This is a genomic window from Pseudomonas canadensis, from assembly GCF_030980095.1.
Lineage (GTDB): Bacteria > Pseudomonadota > Gammaproteobacteria > Pseudomonadales > Pseudomonadaceae > Aquipseudomonas > Aquipseudomonas canadensis.
The window spans coordinates 372,601-388,048 of the sequence record NZ_CP133298.1; the positions used below are offsets into that span (position 1 = coordinate 372,601).

The following is a 15,448-nucleotide window of genomic DNA, read 5'->3' on the forward strand; positions in this document are numbered from 1 at the left end:
GGCTTGCCCGCGAATGCGGTGTATCAGTACCAGAGAGGCTGGCTGACCCACTGCATTCGCGGCAAGCCTGCTCCCACATTTGTTTTTTGGTGAGCAACAGAACTGTTTCCAACGCCCGCACCAATTTGTTACCGAATGCCCCAGCGTGGCGCAAAACCACGCCATCGCGCCAAACCTCCCTTGCTGTAAAAATCCTCCGTAAGAAATTTCATTAAGTCTCCAAGCCTTAATTTCCAAGGCTTGCGCCCACTTTCGAAAAAAATCTCAACAGCACCCTCAGCAAGTTGGCCGCTTGATTGCATATGCTTGTATGTACAAGTAAAGATGTGTGCGTAAGACTCTCCTTCGCACCATCCATGTTCGCGCATCATGCCGAGGAGTCCAGTCGTGACCGATTTTTCTAAAGCCAGGCCTACAAAATACCGTGACGTCGAAATCCGTGCCGCCCACGGTAACAAGCTCACTGCCAAAAGCTGGCTGACTGAAGCGCCGTTGCGCATGCTGATGAACAACCTCGACCCGCAAGTGGCCGAGAACCCGAAAGAATTGGTGGTGTACGGCGGTATCGGCCGTGCGGCGCGCAACTGGGAGTGCTACGACCAGATCGTCGAGAGCCTCACTAACCTGAATGACGACGAAACCCTGTTGGTGCAATCCGGCAAGCCGGTCGGCGTATTCAAGACCCACAGCAACGCCCCGCGCGTACTGATCGCCAACTCCAACCTGGTGCCGCACTGGGCCAGCTGGGAACACTTCAACGAACTGGATGCCAAGGGCCTGGCCATGTACGGCCAGATGACCGCCGGCAGCTGGATCTACATCGGCAGCCAGGGCATCGTCCAAGGCACCTACGAAACCTTCGTCGAAGCGGGTCGCCAGCATTACAACAGCGACCTGACTGGCCGTTGGGTGCTCACCGCCGGTCTCGGCGGCATGGGCGGCGCGCAACCTTTGGCCGCAACGCTGGCCGGCGCGTGCTCGCTGAACATTGAATGCCAACAAGTCAGCATCGACTTCCGCCTGAACAGCCGTTATGTCGACGAACAAGCCACCGACCTCGACGACGCACTGGCGCGCATCGCCAAGTACACCAAGGAAGGCAAGGCTATCTCCATTGCCCTGCTGGGTAACGCGGCGGAAATCCTGCCGGAACTGGTCAAGCGCGGCGTGCGCCCAGACATGGTCACCGACCAGACCAGCGCCCACGACCCACTCAACGGCTACCTGCCGGCCGGTTGGACCTGGGACGAATACCGTGCCCGCGCCAAGACCGAGCCCGCCGCCGTAATCAAAGCCGCCAAGCAGTCGATGGCCGTGCACGTCAACGCCATGCTGGAATTCCAGAAGCAAGGCATCCCGACCTTCGACTACGGCAACAACATCCGCCAGATGGCGCAAGAAGAAGGCGTGGAAAACGCCTTCGACTTCCCAGGTTTCGTACCTGCCTACATCCGCCCGCTGTTCTGCCGTGGCATCGGCCCGTTCCGTTGGGCTGCGCTGTCGGGCGACCCGCAAGACATCTACAAGACCGACGCCAAAGTCAAAGAGCTGATCCCGGACGACGCCCACCTGCACAACTGGCTGGACATGGCGCGCGAGCGCATCAGCTTCCAGGGCCTGCCGGCGCGTATCTGCTGGGTGGGCCTGGGCCAGCGCGCCAAGCTCGGCCTGGCATTCAACGAAATGGTACGCAGCGGTGAGCTGTCGGCGCCGGTGGTGATCGGCCGTGACCATCTGGACTCCGGCTCGGTATCCAGCCCGAACCGCGAAACCGAAGCCATGCAGGACGGTTCCGACGCCGTGTCCGACTGGCCACTGCTCAACGCCTTGCTCAACACCGCCAGCGGCGCGACCTGGGTGTCGCTGCACCACGGCGGTGGTGTGGGCATGGGCTTCTCGCAGCACTCCGGCATGGTGATCGTCTGCGACGGCACCGACGAAGCGGCTGAGCGAATTGCCCGTGTACTGCACAACGACCCGGCCACCGGGGTAATGCGTCACGCAGACGCCGGTTACCAGATCGCGATCGACTGCGCCAAGGAGCAGGGCCTCAATCTCCCGATGATCAAATAACCCATGTGGGAGCTGGCTTGCCTGCGATGGCATCCCCTCGGTTCTACTGATAGACCGAGTCGCCCGCATCGCAGGCAAGCCAGCTCCCACAGAAAAGCGGTTTTACACAGGCTTTATGAACAATCCATCAGAGGTTGAACCGACATGGCTGCAAATGACACCACCCCGTTGATCGAAAGGCGTTCGATCGACTACATCCCGGAAGCGGAAAGACACGGTCGTCTATTGAGCCAGTTCACCCTGTGGATGGGTGCCAACCTGCAGATCACCGCGATTGTCACCGGGGCCCTGGCCGTGGTGCTGGGCGGTGATGTGTTCTGGTCGTTGATCGGCCTGTTTATCGGCCAACTGTTGGGCGGCGGCGTCATGGCGTTGCATGCGGCGCAAGGGCCTAAGCTCGGCTTGCCGCAGATGATCTCCAGCCGGGTGCAGTTCGGGGTGTATGGCGCAGCCATTCCTATCGTGCTGGTGTGCCTGATGTACCTCGGCTTCACCGCCACCGGCACGGTATTGTCCGGTCAGGCGCTGGGCCAGTTGTTCGGGGTCAGCGACAGCGTCGGCATCCTGATCTTCGCCAGTGTCATCGTGCTGGTGACGGTGCTCGGTTATCGGGTGATCCACTTCATCGGTCGTGTCGCCAGCGTCATTGGCGTGATCGCCTTTGTCTACCTGTTCAGCCGCCTGATGAGCCAGACCGACGTTGGCGCACTCCTGCAGATCCGCCACTTCAGCTGGAGCAGCTTCCTGCTGGCGGTGTCGCTCGCGGCCTCTTGGCAGATCGCGTTCGGCCCGTACGTGGCGGACTACTCACGCTACTTGCCGAGCAATACCTCGTCGGTGAAAACCTTCCTCGCCGCTGGCGCAGGTTCGGTGATTGGCGCCCAGGTGGCGATGGTCCTCGGCGTGTTTGCCGCGGCCATGTCCAACGGGCAATTCGCCGGTCACGAAGTGGCCTACATCGTGGGCTTGAGTGGCACGGGGGCCACCGCTGCGCTGCTGTACTTCAGCATCGCGTTCGGCAAGGTCACCATCTCTACGCTCAACTCCTACGGCAGCTTCATGTGCATCGCGACCATCATCAGCGGCTTCCGTGGCCGCCTGGAGGTCACGCGCTTGCAACGCCTGGTGTTCGTGCTGGTGATTGTCGGCACCGCGACTTTGATCGCCTTGCTCGGCCAGCATTCGTTCCTCGGCGCGTTCAAGTCTTTCATCCTGTTCCTGCTGGCGTTCTTCACGCCCTGGAGCGCGATCAACCTGGTGGACTACTACTGCATCACCCGCGACCGCTATGACGTGCCGGCGCTGGCTGATCCGAACGGTCGCTACGGTCGCTGGAACCTGCTGGGGATCAGCGTGTACGTCTTCGGCGTGTTGGTGCAATTGCCGTTCATCTCCACCAAGTTCTACACCGGCCCTTTGGTAGCTGCGCTGGGTGATGTCGACATTTCCTGGATCATCGGTCTGGTCCTGCCGGCAGCGCTGTACTACCTGTGTGCGAAAAAATGGCACGGCACGGTGCCCGATCGACTGATCCTGCCGACAGAGCAGGGCGCTATACCAAGAACAAACGGGCTGGCTGCACAAGCCTGATGGGACGTGGACAGGGCAGGATGCCTACTGACTGCCGTAATCCATTTCAAGATTGGGAGCGTCACAACAATGAAAATGCATAAGACCCTGATGGCCACCCTGCTCTCGGCAGGTTTGCTGGCAAGCGCTGGCGCCCAGGCGGCTGGCTGGTGCGAATCCGGCAAGCCGGTGAAATTCGCAGGCCTGAACTGGGAAAGCGGCATGCTGCTCACCGACATCCTGCAAACCGTGCTGGAAAAAGGCTACGACTGCAAAACCGACAGCCTGCCGGGCAACTCCATCACCATGGAAAACGCCCTGAGCAGCAACGACATCCAAGTGTTTGCCGAAGAGTGGGTAGGCCGCAGTGAAGTCTGGAACAAGGCCGAGAAGGCCGGCAAAGTCGTCGGCGTCGGCGCCCCGGTTGTCGGCGCTATCGAAGGCTGGTACGTGCCGCGCTACGTGATCGAAGGCGACGCCAAACGCAAGCTGGAAGCCAAGGCACCCGACCTGAAAAACATCGCTGACCTGGCCAAGTACGCCGCGGTGTTCAAGGACCAGGAAGAGCCCTCCAAGGGCCGTTTCTACAACTGCCCGGCCGGTTGGACCTGCGAGCTGGACAACAGCGAAATGCTGAAAAGCTACGGCCTGGAAAATGCCTACACCAACTTCCGTCCAGGCACCGGCCCGGCGCTGGATGCGGCGGTGCTGTCGAGCTACAAGCGTGGCGAGCCGATCCTGTTCTACTACTGGTCGCCAACCCCGCTGATGGGCCAGGTCGACCTGGTCAAGCTGGAGGAAAAACCCGGTGTGGATAAGAGCGTGAGCATCAAGGTCGGCCTGTCCAAGACCTTCCACGAACAAGCCCCGGAACTGGTGGCCGTGCTGGAAAAGGTCAACCTGCCAATCGACCTGCTGAACCAGAACCTGGGTCGCATGGCCAAGGAGCGAATTGAGTCGCCAAAACTGGCGAAAATCTTCCTCAAGGAACATCCTGAAGTCTGGCACGCATGGGTGAGCGACGACGCAGCCAAGAAAATCGACGCGGCCTTGTAGGTTGAGCGTTTCCGGTTGCCTTCACCGGCAACCGGACGCCCAGCCACAACCCACTGGATCGAGAGCACGATATGTTTCCTGAGAGTTTTACGTTTTCCATCGCCGACTGGGTCAACGGTTGGGTGGATTCACTGGTCACCAACTACGGTGATGTGTTCCGACACATTTCCGACACCCTGCTATGGGCCATCGTCAACCTGGAAGGGTTGCTGCGCGCAGCGCCCTGGTGGCTGATGCTGGCTATCGTCGGCGGTGTCGCCTGGCACGCTACCCGCAAGGTGGTGACCACGGCGGTGATCGTCGGTTTGCTGTTCCTGGTAGGCGCGGTTGGCCTGTGGGACAAGCTCATGCAGACCCTGGCCTTGATGATGGTCGCCACGGTGATCTCGGTGCTGATCGGTATTCCGCTGGGCATTCTGTCCGCACGTAGCAATCGCCTGCGTTCGGTGCTGATGCCGCTGCTCGACATCATGCAGACCATGCCGAGCTTCGTGTACCTGATTCCGGTGCTGATGCTGTTCGGCCTGGGCAAGGTCCCGGCGATTTTCGCCACGGTGATCTACGCCGCGCCACCGCTGATCCGTCTCACTGACCTGGGTATTCGCCAGGTCGACGGCGAAGTCATGGAAGCCATCAACGCCTTCGGCGCCAACCGTTGGCAGCAACTGTTCGGTGTGCAACTGCCGCTGGCGTTGCCAAGCATCATGGCCGGTATCAACCAGACCACCATGATGGCGCTGTCGATGGTGGTGATCGCCTCGATGATCGGCGCCCGTGGCTTGGGTGAGGACGTACTCGTCGGCATCCAGACCCTCAACGTTGGCCGAGGCCTCGAAGCCGGGCTGGCGATCGTGATTCTCGCAGTGGTCATCGACCGCATTACCCAGGCCTATGGTCGTCCACGGCATGAGGCGAGCAAATGACTACTGTCAGCAAAATCGAAGTTAAAAACGTCTTCAAGATCTTCGGCGCGCGCTCCAAGGATGCGCTGGCCATGGTCGGGCAGGGCAAGACCAAGGACCAGGTCCTGGCCGAGACCGGCTGCGTGGTCGGCGTGAACGACTTGTCCCTGAGCATCGGCACGGGTGAGATCTTCGTGATCATGGGCCTGTCGGGTTCCGGCAAGTCCACGTTGGTGCGTCACTTCAACCGCCTGATCGACCCCACCAGCGGCGCGATCCTGGTGGACGGCGAAGACATCCTGCAACTGGACATGGAAGCCCTGCGCCAATTCCGGCGACACAAGATCAGCATGGTGTTCCAGAGCTTCGGCCTGCTGCCCCACAAGAGCGTGCTCGACAACGTTGCCTACGGCCTGAAGGTACGTGGCGAAACCAAGCAGGTCTGCGCCGAACGCGCCCTGCACTGGATCGAAACCGTGGGCCTCAAGGGTTACGAAAACAAATACCCGCACCAGCTCTCCGGCGGCATGCGCCAGCGCGTCGGCCTGGCCCGTGCCTTGGCGGCCGACACCGACATCATCCTGATGGACGAGGCTTTCAGCGCCCTCGACCCGCTGATCCGCGCCGAGATGCAGGACCAGTTGCTGGAGCTGCAAAAGACCCTGCACAAAACCATCGTGTTCATCACCCACGACCTCGACGAGGCCGTGCGCATCGGCAACCGCATTGCGATCCTCAAGGACGGCAAGCTGATCCAGGTCGGCACCCCTCGGGAGATCCTGCATTCGCCGGCAGATGAATATGTGGATCGGTTTGTTCAGCGGCGGGCGGCGGTGGTCTGAGCTGAAAGGTGTAATGAGGCTGCTGGCGCCATCGCTGGCAAGCCAGCTCCTACATGGAGCGCGCAATCCTCTGTAGGAGCCCGGCTTGCCGGCGATGAGGCCAGTGAAGCCACACAAGAATTCAAGAAGGTATGAAGATGTCCCAGGCAACAAAAATCACCATCGCCGATACGCCACTGCGCTGGCAGGACGTCGTCGCCGTGGCCCGCCACGGCGCGGTGCTCGAACTCTCGGGCCAGGCCTGGGCGCGCATCGACAATGCCCAGGCCATCGTGCAGCGCATCGTCACCAGCGGTGAGCGCGCCTATGGCGTGAACACCGGCCTGGGTGCGCTGTGCAATGTGTCGCTCAAGGGCGAACAACTCAGCCAACTGTCGCGCAACACCTTGCTGAGCCATGCCTGCGGCGTCGGCCCGGCGCTGAGTGACGAGCAGACCCGCGCGATCATCTGCGCGGCGATCATCAACTACAGCCACGGCAAATCCGGCCTGCATCCACAGGTGGTGCACTCGTTGCTGGCGCTGCTCAACCATGGCATCACACCGCAAGTGCCGTCCCAGGGTTCGGTGGGTTACCTGACCCATATGGCCCATGTGGGCGTGGCCTTGTTGGGCGTGGGTAATGTGAGTTACCGAGGTCGAATCGTCCCGGCTCAAGACGCCTTAAGTGCAGAGAGTTTGCATCCGGTAGTGCTCGGCGCCAAGGACGGCCTGTGCCTGGTCAACGGTACGCCGTGCATGACCGGCCTGAGCTGCTTGGCCCTGGCTGACGCCCATCACTTGCTGCAATGGGCCGACGTAATCGGCGCCATGAGCTTCGAGGCACAGCGCGGCCAGATCGACGCGTTTGACGAAGAGATCATCGCCCTCAAGCCGCACCCCGGCATGCAGCAAGTGGGTATCAACCTGCGCGCCCTGCTTGATGGCAGCGAAGTGATCGCCAGCAGCAAGGGCATTCGCACACAGGATGCGTTAAGCATTCGCTCGATCCCGCAGATCCATGGCGCGGCTCGCGACCAGGTAGAGCACGCCACCCGCCAGATCGAGACCGAACTCAACAGCGCCACCGACAACCCGCTGGTACTCGGTACGCCAGACAATTACCGCGTAGTGTCCCAGGCCAACCCCCACGGACAATCCGTGGCATTGGCGGCGGACATGCTCGCGATTGCCATGGCCGAAATCGGCTCGGTGGCCGAACGGCGCCTGGACCGCCTGATCAACCCGCACGTCAGCGGCTTGCCGGCGTTCCTGGTGAGCAACCCTGGGGTCAACTCCGGGATGATGATCGTGCAGTACGTCGCCGCCTCGCTGTGTGGGCAGAACCGCCAGTTGGCGCAACCGGCGGTGCTCGACAATTTCGTCACCTCGGGCCTGCAGGAAGACCACCTGAGCATGGGCACCAATGCCGCGCTCAAGCTGCACCAGGTGTTGGCCAACGTGACGCAGATCCTCGCCATCGAGTACTTGCTGGCAGCCCAGGCGTTCGAGTTTCTCAAAGAACAACGCTTTGGCGCCGGCACCGGCCGCGCCTGGCGCTTGCTGCGTGAAGTAGTGCCGGCCTACGAGCAGGATCGCTGGCTGGCGCCGGACATTGCGGCCACCGCCCAGCTGCTCAAAGACACCGACTTGCCGAATTTCCACTGAAGACTTATTCAAAAGAACAATTCAAAAGGAGTATGAATGTGACTGCGCTAAACCTGATTCCAGGCCAACTGAGCCTTGCCCAACTGCGAGCCATCTACCAGCAGCCGGTAACCCTCAGTCTGGATGACAGCGCCACGGCGCAGATCGAAGCCAGTGTCGCCTGCGTGGAGCAGATTCTCGCCGAGAACCGCACCGCCTATGGCATCAACACCGGTTTCGGCCTGCTGGCCTCGACCCGCATCGCCAGCGAAGACCTGGAAAACCTCCAGCGTTCGCTGGTGCTGTCCCACGCCGCTGGCGTCGGTGAGCCGATCAGCGATGCGCTGGTGCGGCTGGTCATGGTGCTCAAGGTCAACAGCCTCAGCCGTGGGTTCTCCGGGATCCGCCGCCAGGTGATCGACGCGCTGATCGCGCTGATCAACGCCGAGGTGTACCCGCATATTCCGTTGAAGGGCTCGGTCGGTGCCTCCGGCGACCTGGCGCCCTTGGCGCACATGTCTTTGGTGCTGCTGGGCGAAGGCAAGGCACGCTACAAGGGCGAATGGCTGGAAGCCACCGAAGCGCTGAAGGTCGCCGGCCTCACGCCGCTGACCCTCGCCGCCAAAGAAGGCCTGGCGCTGCTCAACGGCACCCAGGTGTCCACCGCGTACGCCCTGCGTGGCCTGTTCGAAGGTGAAGACCTGTTCGCTGGCGCCCTGGCGTGTGGCGCACTCACCGTGGAAGCGGTGCTGGGTTCGCGCTCACCCTTCGACGCACGCATTCATGCCGCACGCGGCCAGCGTGGGCAGATCGATTCGGCAGCGGCCTATCGTCACCTGCTGGGTGAAAGCAGTCAGGTATCCCAGTCGCACCAGAACTGCGACAAGGTGCAGGACCCGTACTCGCTGCGTTGCCAGCCGCAAGTCATGGGCGCGTGCCTGACCCAGTTCCGCCAGGCCGCCGAGGTGCTGGTGGTCGAGGCCAACGCCGTGTCGGATAACCCGCTGGTCTTTGCCGCCGAAGGTGACGTGATTTCCGGTGGTAACTTCCACGCCGAACCGGTGGCCATGGCCGCCGACAACATGGCGCTGGCCATCGCTGAAATCGGTTCCCTCAGCGAGCGCCGTATCTCGCTGATGATGGACAAGCACATGTCGCAACTGCCGCCGTTCCTGGTGGGCAATGGTGGCGTGAACTCCGGCTTCATGATCGCCCAAGTGACCGCCGCCGCGCTCGCCAGCGAAAACAAGGCGTTGGCCCATCCTCATAGCGTCGACAGCCTGCCGACCTCGGCCAACCAGGAAGACCATGTGTCCATGGCCCCGGCTGCGGGCAAGCGCCTGTGGGAAATGGCTGAAAACACCCGTGGCGTTCTCGCCGTGGAATGGCTGGCCGCGTGCCAGGGCCTGGACCTGCGCGAAGGCCTGAAAACTTCGCCTGCGCTTGAAAAGGCACGTGGGATTCTGCGTGACAAAGTGGCGTTCTATGAGAAGGACCGTTTCTTCGCACCGGACATCAACGCCGCCAGCGAGCTGTTGGCCAGCCGCTGCCTGAATGAGCTGGTGCCGGCCAAGTTGCTGCCGAGCCTGTAGCCCATTCGCAGGGGGGCATGCCTCCTGTGGTGAGCGGGCTTGCCCCGCGTTGGGCTGCGCAGCAGCCCCATCTGCCGTCGTCGGGTTTGGGGTCGCTTCGCGACCCAACGCGGGGCAAGCCCGCTCAGCACAAAAGAAGGCATTCATCACGCAGCCGTTCGGATTTTTCTCGGGATAAAAATAACTAGGGAAGAGAAATGCACCAGCAAGAGAAAGGGTTGAAACGCGGGCTCAGCGCCCGACATATTCGCTTCATGGCACTCGGTTCTGCGATCGGCACCGGGCTGTTCTATGGCTCTGCCTCCGCCATCCAGATGGCCGGCCCCGCGGTGCTGCTGGCCTACCTGATCGGCGGCGCCGCCGTGTTCATGGTGATGCGTGCCCTCGGCGAAATGGCCGTGCACAACCCGGTGGCTGGTTCTTTTGGCCAGTACGCCAGCACCTACCTGGGCCCCATGGCCGGCTTTATTCTTGGGTGGACCTACGCGTTTGAAATGATCATCGTCTGCCTGGCTGATGTGACCGCCTTCGGCATCTACATGGGCTTCTGGTTTCCCGAAGTCGCGCGTTGGGTCTGGGTGCTCGGCATTGTGTTTTTGATCGGCGGCCTGAACCTGTGCAACGTCAAAGTGTTTGGCGAAATGGAGTTCTGGCTGTCGCTGCTCAAGGTAGGCGCCATCGTGGCGATGATCCTCGGCGGTTTCGGCATCATGCTGTTCGGTATTCATTCTGCCGGTGAAACCCAGGCCAGCGGCCTTAGCAACCTGTGGGCCCACGGCGGCTTCATGCCTAATGGCGTCGGCGGCCTGATCGCCTCGTTCGCAGTGGTGATGTTTGCCTTTGGCGGCATCGAAATCATTGGAATCACCGCCGGCGAAGCCAAGGACCCGCAACGCGTGATCCCCAAGGCGATCAACGCGGTGCCGCTGCGTATCCTGCTGTTCTACGTACTGACTTTGTTTGTGCTGATGGCCATCTATCCATGGCCGCAGATCGGCAGCCAGGGCAGCCCGTTTGTGCAGATCTTTAGCAACTTGGGCATCGGGTCGGCGGCGACCATCCTCAATATCGTGGTGATCTCGGCGGCCGTTTCGGCCATCAACAGCGACATCTTCGGCGCTGGCCGCATGATGTACGGCTTGGCCCAGCAAGGGCAGGCGCCCAAGGGCTTCGCGCAATTGTCCAAACACGGCGTGCCGTGGATGACCGTGCTGGTGATGGGCGCAGCGCTGCTCGGCGGCGTAGTGCTTAACTACCTGATCCCGGAAAACGTGTTCCTGCTGATCGCCTCGATTGCCACCTTCGCCACCGTGTGGGTGTGGCTGATGATCCTGTTCACCCAGGTCGCCATGCGCCGTTCGATGACTAAAGAGCAGGTGGCCGAACTGAAATTCCCCGTGCCGTTCTGGCCCTATGCGCCGGCGGCCGCCATTGTGTTCATGCTGTTCGTGTTTGGCGTGCTGGGTTACTTCCCGGACACCCAGGCCGCTTTGCTGGTCGGTGCTGTGTGGATCGTGCTGCTGGTGGTGGCTTACCTGCTGTGGGTCAAGCCCGCTGCCGGGCAAGCGGCCAAGGTCCATTACGACCCGGCTTTGTCTCATCGTTAATCTAGGGAGGCGTTGATGAAAACGCTTTGGCAACACTGCCACGTCGCAACCATGGCACAGGGCAAATACTCGATCATCGAGGATGCCGCCATGGTGACCGTCGGTTCGCTCATCGAGTGGATCGGCCCCCGCAGCCAGGCACCCACGGCGGATTACGCCCAGGTGCATGACCTGCAAGGCGCGTGGGTCACCCCCGGCCTGATCGACTGCCACACCCATACGGTGTTTGGCGGTAACCGCAGCGGCGAGTTCGAGCAGCGCCTCGAAGGCGTGAGCTACGCCGAGATCGCGGCCAAGGGCGGCGGTATTGCCAGCACTGTGCGTGCCACCCGTGCGGCGACGGAAGATGAACTGTTTGCCAGCGCTGAAAAGCGCCTGCGCAGTCTGCTACGGGACGGCGTGACCACCGTAGAGATCAAGTCCGGCTACGGCCTGGACCTGGCCAACGAACGCAAAATGTTGCGCGTAGCCCGTCGCCTCGGTGAAGCGCTGCCGGTCAGCGTGCGCGCCACGTGCCTGGCGGCCCACGCGTTGCCGCCGGAATACAAGGACCGCGCCGACGACTACATCGAGCACATCTGCATCGAAATGCTGCCGGCCTTGGCGGCGGAAGGGCTGGTGGACGCGGTGGATGCGTTTTGTGAATACCTGGCGTTTTCCACCGAGCAGGTTGAGCGCGTGTTCAAAGTTGCCCAGCAACTGGGCCTGCCGGTGAAGCTGCATGCCGAGCAACTCTCGTCGCTGCACGGCTCCAGCCTAGCCGCGCGTTACCAGGCGCTGTCGGCGGATCACCTGGAATTCATGACTGAAGAAGACGCCATCGCCATGGCCGCTTCCGGCACCGTCGCGGTCTTGCTGCCGGGCGCGTTCTACTTCCTGCGCGAAACCCAGTTGCCGCCAATGGACGCCCTGCGCAGGCACGGCGTGAAGATTGCCATCGCCAGCGACCTCAATCCCGGCACCTCGCCAGCGCTGTCGGTGCGCCTGATGCTGAATATGGCCTGCACCCTGTTCCGCATGACCCCGGAAGAAGCCCTGGCCGGCGCCACGCAACATGCCGCCACTGCGTTGGGCATGGGCGACACCCACGGCTCCCTGGAAGTGGGCAAGGTGGCGGACTTCGTCGCTTGGCAGATTGATCGTCCCGCAGACCTGGCCTATTGGCTGGGCGGCGAACTGGATAAACGCGTCGTACGCCATGGCGTCGACGTCACTGTTTGAGGAGTACTGCTCGTGGATAAGGTTCTGAACTTCAAACAAGGCCGTGTGCCGCTGCTGATCAGCATGCCTCACGCCGGCCTGCGCCTGACGCCTGCTGTCGAGGCAGGGTTGATCCCCGAGGCGCAAAGCCTGCCGGACACCGACTGGCACATTCCTGCGCTGTATGACTTTGCCGATGCACTGGGTGCCAGCACCTTGTCGGCTGAATATTCCCGGTTTGTGATCGACCTGAACCGGCCATCCGACGACAAGCCGTTATATGCCGGCGCCACCACCGGCCTCTTCCCGGCGACGCTGTTCGATGGCGTGCCCTTGTTTCGTGAAGGGCATGAGCCGTCTGAAGAAGAGCGCGTGACCTACCTGCAAAAAATCTGGGGCCCGTATCACCGAACCCTGCAAGAAGAGCTGGCGCGGCTCAAGGCTGAGTTTGGCTATGCACTGTTGTTTGATGCGCACTCGATCCGCTCGGTGATCCCGCACCTGTTCGACGGCAAGTTGCCGGACTTCAACCTCGGCACCTTCAACGGCGCCGCCTGTGATCCAACGTTGGCCAGCCAGTTGGAAGCCATCTGCGCCACGCATCCGCAGTACACCCACGTACTCAACGGGCGCTTCAAGGGCGGCCACATCACCCGGCATTACGGTGACCCGGCCCAGGATATCCACGCGGTGCAGCTGGAGTTGTGCCAGAGCACCTACATGGAAGAAGTTGAGCCGTTCCGTTATCGACCAGATCTGGCCGAACCGACGCGGGTGGTGCTCAAGCAATTGCTCGACGGGTTGTTAGCCTGGGGGCAACAGCGTTACGGCTGAAATAGCTATCGCAGGCAAGCCAGCTCCCGCATTGAATCGGGTTCACACGGTCAAAATGTGGGAGCGGGCTTGCCCGCGATGACGGCCGCACAGTCGCCCCAGTGCAACTGCCCGTCGCCCCAGTTCGTGTTGACTCAGGCTCCACTGGTTAAGGTTGTGGAATAACAACAGCCAAGTGAGACCACCCCCCATGCAAAAAACCTTGTTAAGCCTTATCGGCGCCGCACTGTTCAGTGCACACGCCATGGCCGCTGAGCCGGCCTCCTGCAAGAACATCCGCATGGGCGTGGTCAGTTGGACTGACGTGGTCGCCACCTCCGGTATGGCCGACGTGTTGCTCAATGGCCTCGGCTACGACAGCAAACAGACCAGCGCCGTGCAGCAGATCATCTTTGCCGGCATCCGCGACAAACGCCTGGATATCTTCCTCGGCTACTGGAAACCGGCGATGGACAACAATATCGCGCCGTTCCTGGCGGCCAAGCAGGTCAAGGTGTTCGATACGCCTAGCCTCGCCGACGCCCAGGCCACTCTGGCCGTGCCGCAATACGTGGCCGACGCAGGCTTGAAGACTTTCGCCGACATCGCCCGCTTCAGGGATAAGCTGGGCGGCAAGATCTATGGGATCGAGCCAGGCAGCGGCGCCAATACCGATATCCAGAAAATGATCGACACCAACCACTTCGGCCTCGGCGGCTTCAAGCTGGTGGCTTCCGGTGAAGCCGGAATGCTGGCAGCGGTGCAGCGGGCGGTGAATCGCAAGGAGTTTGTAGTGTTCGTCGGTTGGACCCCGCACCCGATGAACATCAATATGAAGATGGCGTACCTCACCGGCAGTGAAGACGTGTTCGGCCCCGACGAAGGCCGCGCCACCGTCTCCACCGTCACCGCGCCGGATTTTGCCGAACGCTGCCCCAACGCCAATCGCTTGTTGGAGAACCTCACCTTCACCGCCGCCCAGGAAAGCCAGTTGATGGTGCCGATCATGGAGCGAAAGTCGCCGCAGGATGTGGCCAAGCAATGGTTGCGTGACCATCCCGAGGATTTGCAGCGCTGGCTGGCTGGGGTCAAGGCGTTTGATGGCAGGGACGGTGCCACGGCGGTCCAGGCGAGTTTGAAATGAGTCGATACCCTATTTCGCCTGAGTTGGCAGCGTTCGTGGAGAAGACGGAGTCCTTCACCAGCGACGACTCTTCGCTGGCAGGCTTACGTCAAAATTACGACCGCATGTGCCAGGCGTTTACCCCGCCGAAACCAGAAAGCTTGCAGGTCAAGGACTTCGCCTTGGCCGGCGTAGGCGTGCGCAGTTATCTACTGGCCGCGCCGGTGCCTCCTGAAGGCTGGCCATGCCTCCTTTATATGCACGGCGGCGGCTGGGTGGTCGGCGACCTGGATTCCCACGATTTCATCTGCTTCGAACTGGCCACGGCCTTGCAAGTCTTGGTGATCGCCATTGATTATCGGCTGGCGCCTGAACACCCGTTCCCGGCCGCTTACGAGGATTGTCGTGCCGTGTGGCAGGCAATCCAGGCAGGGCAGGGGCCCTATGCCATCGACGTGCAGCGTTTGGCGGTCATGGGCGACAGTGCGGGCGGCAACCTGGCGGCAGCATTGTGTACGGGATTGCGTGACGACGGGCAACCGTTGCCGCGAGCCCAGGTCTTGATCTATCCGGGGTTGGGCGGTCCCTCCGACCTGCCATCGCGGGGTGACTGCATGGACGCGCCCCTGCTCAGCAGCGCCGACACCGACTGCTACTTGGCGCTGTACCTGCAGGGCAGCGGCAAACCGTCGCCCTACGCCATGCCGCTGCTGGCCGCAGACTTCAGCGGTTTGCCCAAGGCGTTCATCGCCGTGGCCCAGTTCGACCCGCTGCGCGACGACGGCATGCTTTACGCTGAACGCCTGCAAGCGGCGGGCGTAGCCACCGTGCTGTATCCCGGCAAAGGCCTGGTGCACGGCTGCCTGCGGGCGCGGCGGCAGGTGCCGGAAGTGGACCGGCTCTACGATTACCTGCTGGATTACCTGGGGAGCGAAGGGCTGACACAGGTCTAAGCGCTCTAGGACATGCTCATTGCACAATTCGGGTTTATAGTGCCAGACGGCAAAATAAAAGACGTCCCCCCAGGGATGAACCCGACCCCTTAC

12 protein-coding genes are annotated in these 15,448 nt (G+C 61.8%); all 12 read left to right on the top strand.

Going from position 1 to position 15,448, the window contains the following annotated elements:
- The first annotated feature begins 369 nt into the window (after nt 1-369).
- The 12 genes from hutU (at nt 370) to RB216_RS01745 (ending at nt 15,355) form a co-directional block, all read left to right on the top strand.
- A complete protein-coding gene (gene hutU, locus RB216_RS01690; RefSeq protein ID WP_122685750.1) occupies nt 370-2,073 on the top strand; it encodes a urocanate hydratase in 1,704 nt (567 codons plus the stop codon).
- Between the two features lie 144 nt (nt 2,074-2,217).
- Nucleotides 2,218-3,663 carry a purine-cytosine permease family protein gene (locus RB216_RS01695; RefSeq protein WP_068933863.1) on the top strand — a complete coding sequence of 482 codons (1,446 nt, stop codon included), beginning with the start codon at nt 2,218-2,220 and terminating at the stop codon, nt 3,661-3,663.
- 69 nt (nt 3,664-3,732) lie between these two features.
- Nucleotides 3,733-4,698: an ABC transporter substrate-binding protein gene (locus RB216_RS01700; protein WP_028615385.1), complete on the top strand. Its 966-nt coding sequence runs from the start codon at nt 3,733-3,735 to the stop codon at nt 4,696-4,698.
- Between the two features lie 71 nt (nt 4,699-4,769).
- A complete protein-coding gene (locus tag RB216_RS01705) occupies nt 4,770-5,621 on the top strand; it encodes an ABC transporter permease (RefSeq protein ID WP_028615386.1) in 852 nt (283 codons plus the stop codon).
- Complete coding sequence (locus RB216_RS01710; RefSeq protein ID WP_005783958.1) at nt 5,618-6,442, top strand: quaternary amine ABC transporter ATP-binding protein; 825 nt, start codon at nt 5,618-5,620, stop codon at nt 6,440-6,442. Before RB216_RS01705 ends, RB216_RS01710 begins: the two co-directional genes overlap by 4 nt.
- 137 nt (nt 6,443-6,579) lie before the next feature.
- Nucleotides 6,580-8,088, top strand: a complete 1,509-nt coding sequence (locus RB216_RS01715) for an HAL/PAL/TAL family ammonia-lyase (protein WP_308908244.1) — start codon at nt 6,580-6,582, stop codon at nt 8,086-8,088.
- A 32-nt stretch (nt 8,089-8,120) separates the two neighbouring features.
- On the top strand, nt 8,121-9,659 hold the full coding sequence (gene hutH, locus RB216_RS01720; RefSeq protein WP_016979148.1) for a histidine ammonia-lyase: 1,539 nt from the start codon (nt 8,121-8,123) through the stop codon (nt 9,657-9,659).
- Between the two features lie 197 nt (nt 9,660-9,856).
- The gene (gene hutT, locus RB216_RS01725) at nt 9,857-11,266 is read left to right on the top strand and encodes an L-histidine transporter HutT (protein ID WP_028615389.1); all 1,410 of its coding nucleotides are present in this window, start codon (nt 9,857-9,859) and stop codon (nt 11,264-11,266) included.
- A gap of 15 nt (nt 11,267-11,281) precedes the next feature.
- The gene (gene hutI, locus RB216_RS01730; protein WP_308908245.1) at nt 11,282-12,487 is read left to right on the top strand and encodes an imidazolonepropionase; all 1,206 of its coding nucleotides are present in this window, start codon (nt 11,282-11,284) and stop codon (nt 12,485-12,487) included.
- Between the two features lie 12 nt (nt 12,488-12,499).
- Nucleotides 12,500-13,300 carry an N-formylglutamate deformylase gene (hutG, locus tag RB216_RS01735; protein ID WP_028615391.1) on the top strand — a complete coding sequence of 267 codons (801 nt, stop codon included), beginning with the start codon at nt 12,500-12,502 and terminating at the stop codon, nt 13,298-13,300.
- Nucleotides 13,301-13,490: 190 nt separating this feature from the next.
- Nucleotides 13,491-14,423 carry a choline ABC transporter substrate-binding protein gene (locus RB216_RS01740; RefSeq protein WP_308908246.1) on the top strand — a complete coding sequence of 311 codons (933 nt, stop codon included), beginning with the start codon at nt 13,491-13,493 and terminating at the stop codon, nt 14,421-14,423.
- Complete coding sequence (locus RB216_RS01745) at nt 14,420-15,355, top strand: alpha/beta hydrolase (protein ID WP_236317545.1); 936 nt, start codon at nt 14,420-14,422, stop codon at nt 15,353-15,355. Before RB216_RS01740 ends, RB216_RS01745 begins: the two co-directional genes overlap by 4 nt.
- Nucleotides 15,356-15,448 lie beyond the last annotated feature (93 nt).

Coding starts and splice junctions, on each gene's coding strand:
- hutU (WP_122685750.1), top strand. CDS start 370: ATGCCGAGGAGTCCAGTCGTGACCGATTTTTCTAAAGCCAGGCCTACA.
- RB216_RS01695 (WP_068933863.1), top strand. CDS start 2,218: ATGGCTGCAAATGACACCACCCCGTTGATCGAAAGGCGTTCGATCGAC.
- RB216_RS01700 (WP_028615385.1), top strand. CDS start 3,733: ATGAAAATGCATAAGACCCTGATGGCCACCCTGCTCTCGGCAGGTTTG.
- RB216_RS01705 (WP_028615386.1), top strand. CDS start 4,770: ATGTTTCCTGAGAGTTTTACGTTTTCCATCGCCGACTGGGTCAACGGT.
- RB216_RS01710 (WP_005783958.1), top strand. CDS start 5,618: ATGACTACTGTCAGCAAAATCGAAGTTAAAAACGTCTTCAAGATCTTC.
- RB216_RS01715 (WP_308908244.1), top strand. CDS start 6,580: ATGTCCCAGGCAACAAAAATCACCATCGCCGATACGCCACTGCGCTGG.
- hutH (WP_016979148.1), top strand. CDS start 8,121: ATGAATGTGACTGCGCTAAACCTGATTCCAGGCCAACTGAGCCTTGCC.
- hutT (WP_028615389.1), top strand. CDS start 9,857: ATGCACCAGCAAGAGAAAGGGTTGAAACGCGGGCTCAGCGCCCGACAT.
- hutI (WP_308908245.1), top strand. CDS start 11,282: ATGAAAACGCTTTGGCAACACTGCCACGTCGCAACCATGGCACAGGGC.
- RB216_RS01740 (WP_308908246.1), top strand. CDS start 13,491: ATGCAAAAAACCTTGTTAAGCCTTATCGGCGCCGCACTGTTCAGTGCA.
- RB216_RS01745 (WP_236317545.1), top strand. CDS start 14,420: ATGAGTCGATACCCTATTTCGCCTGAGTTGGCAGCGTTCGTGGAGAAG.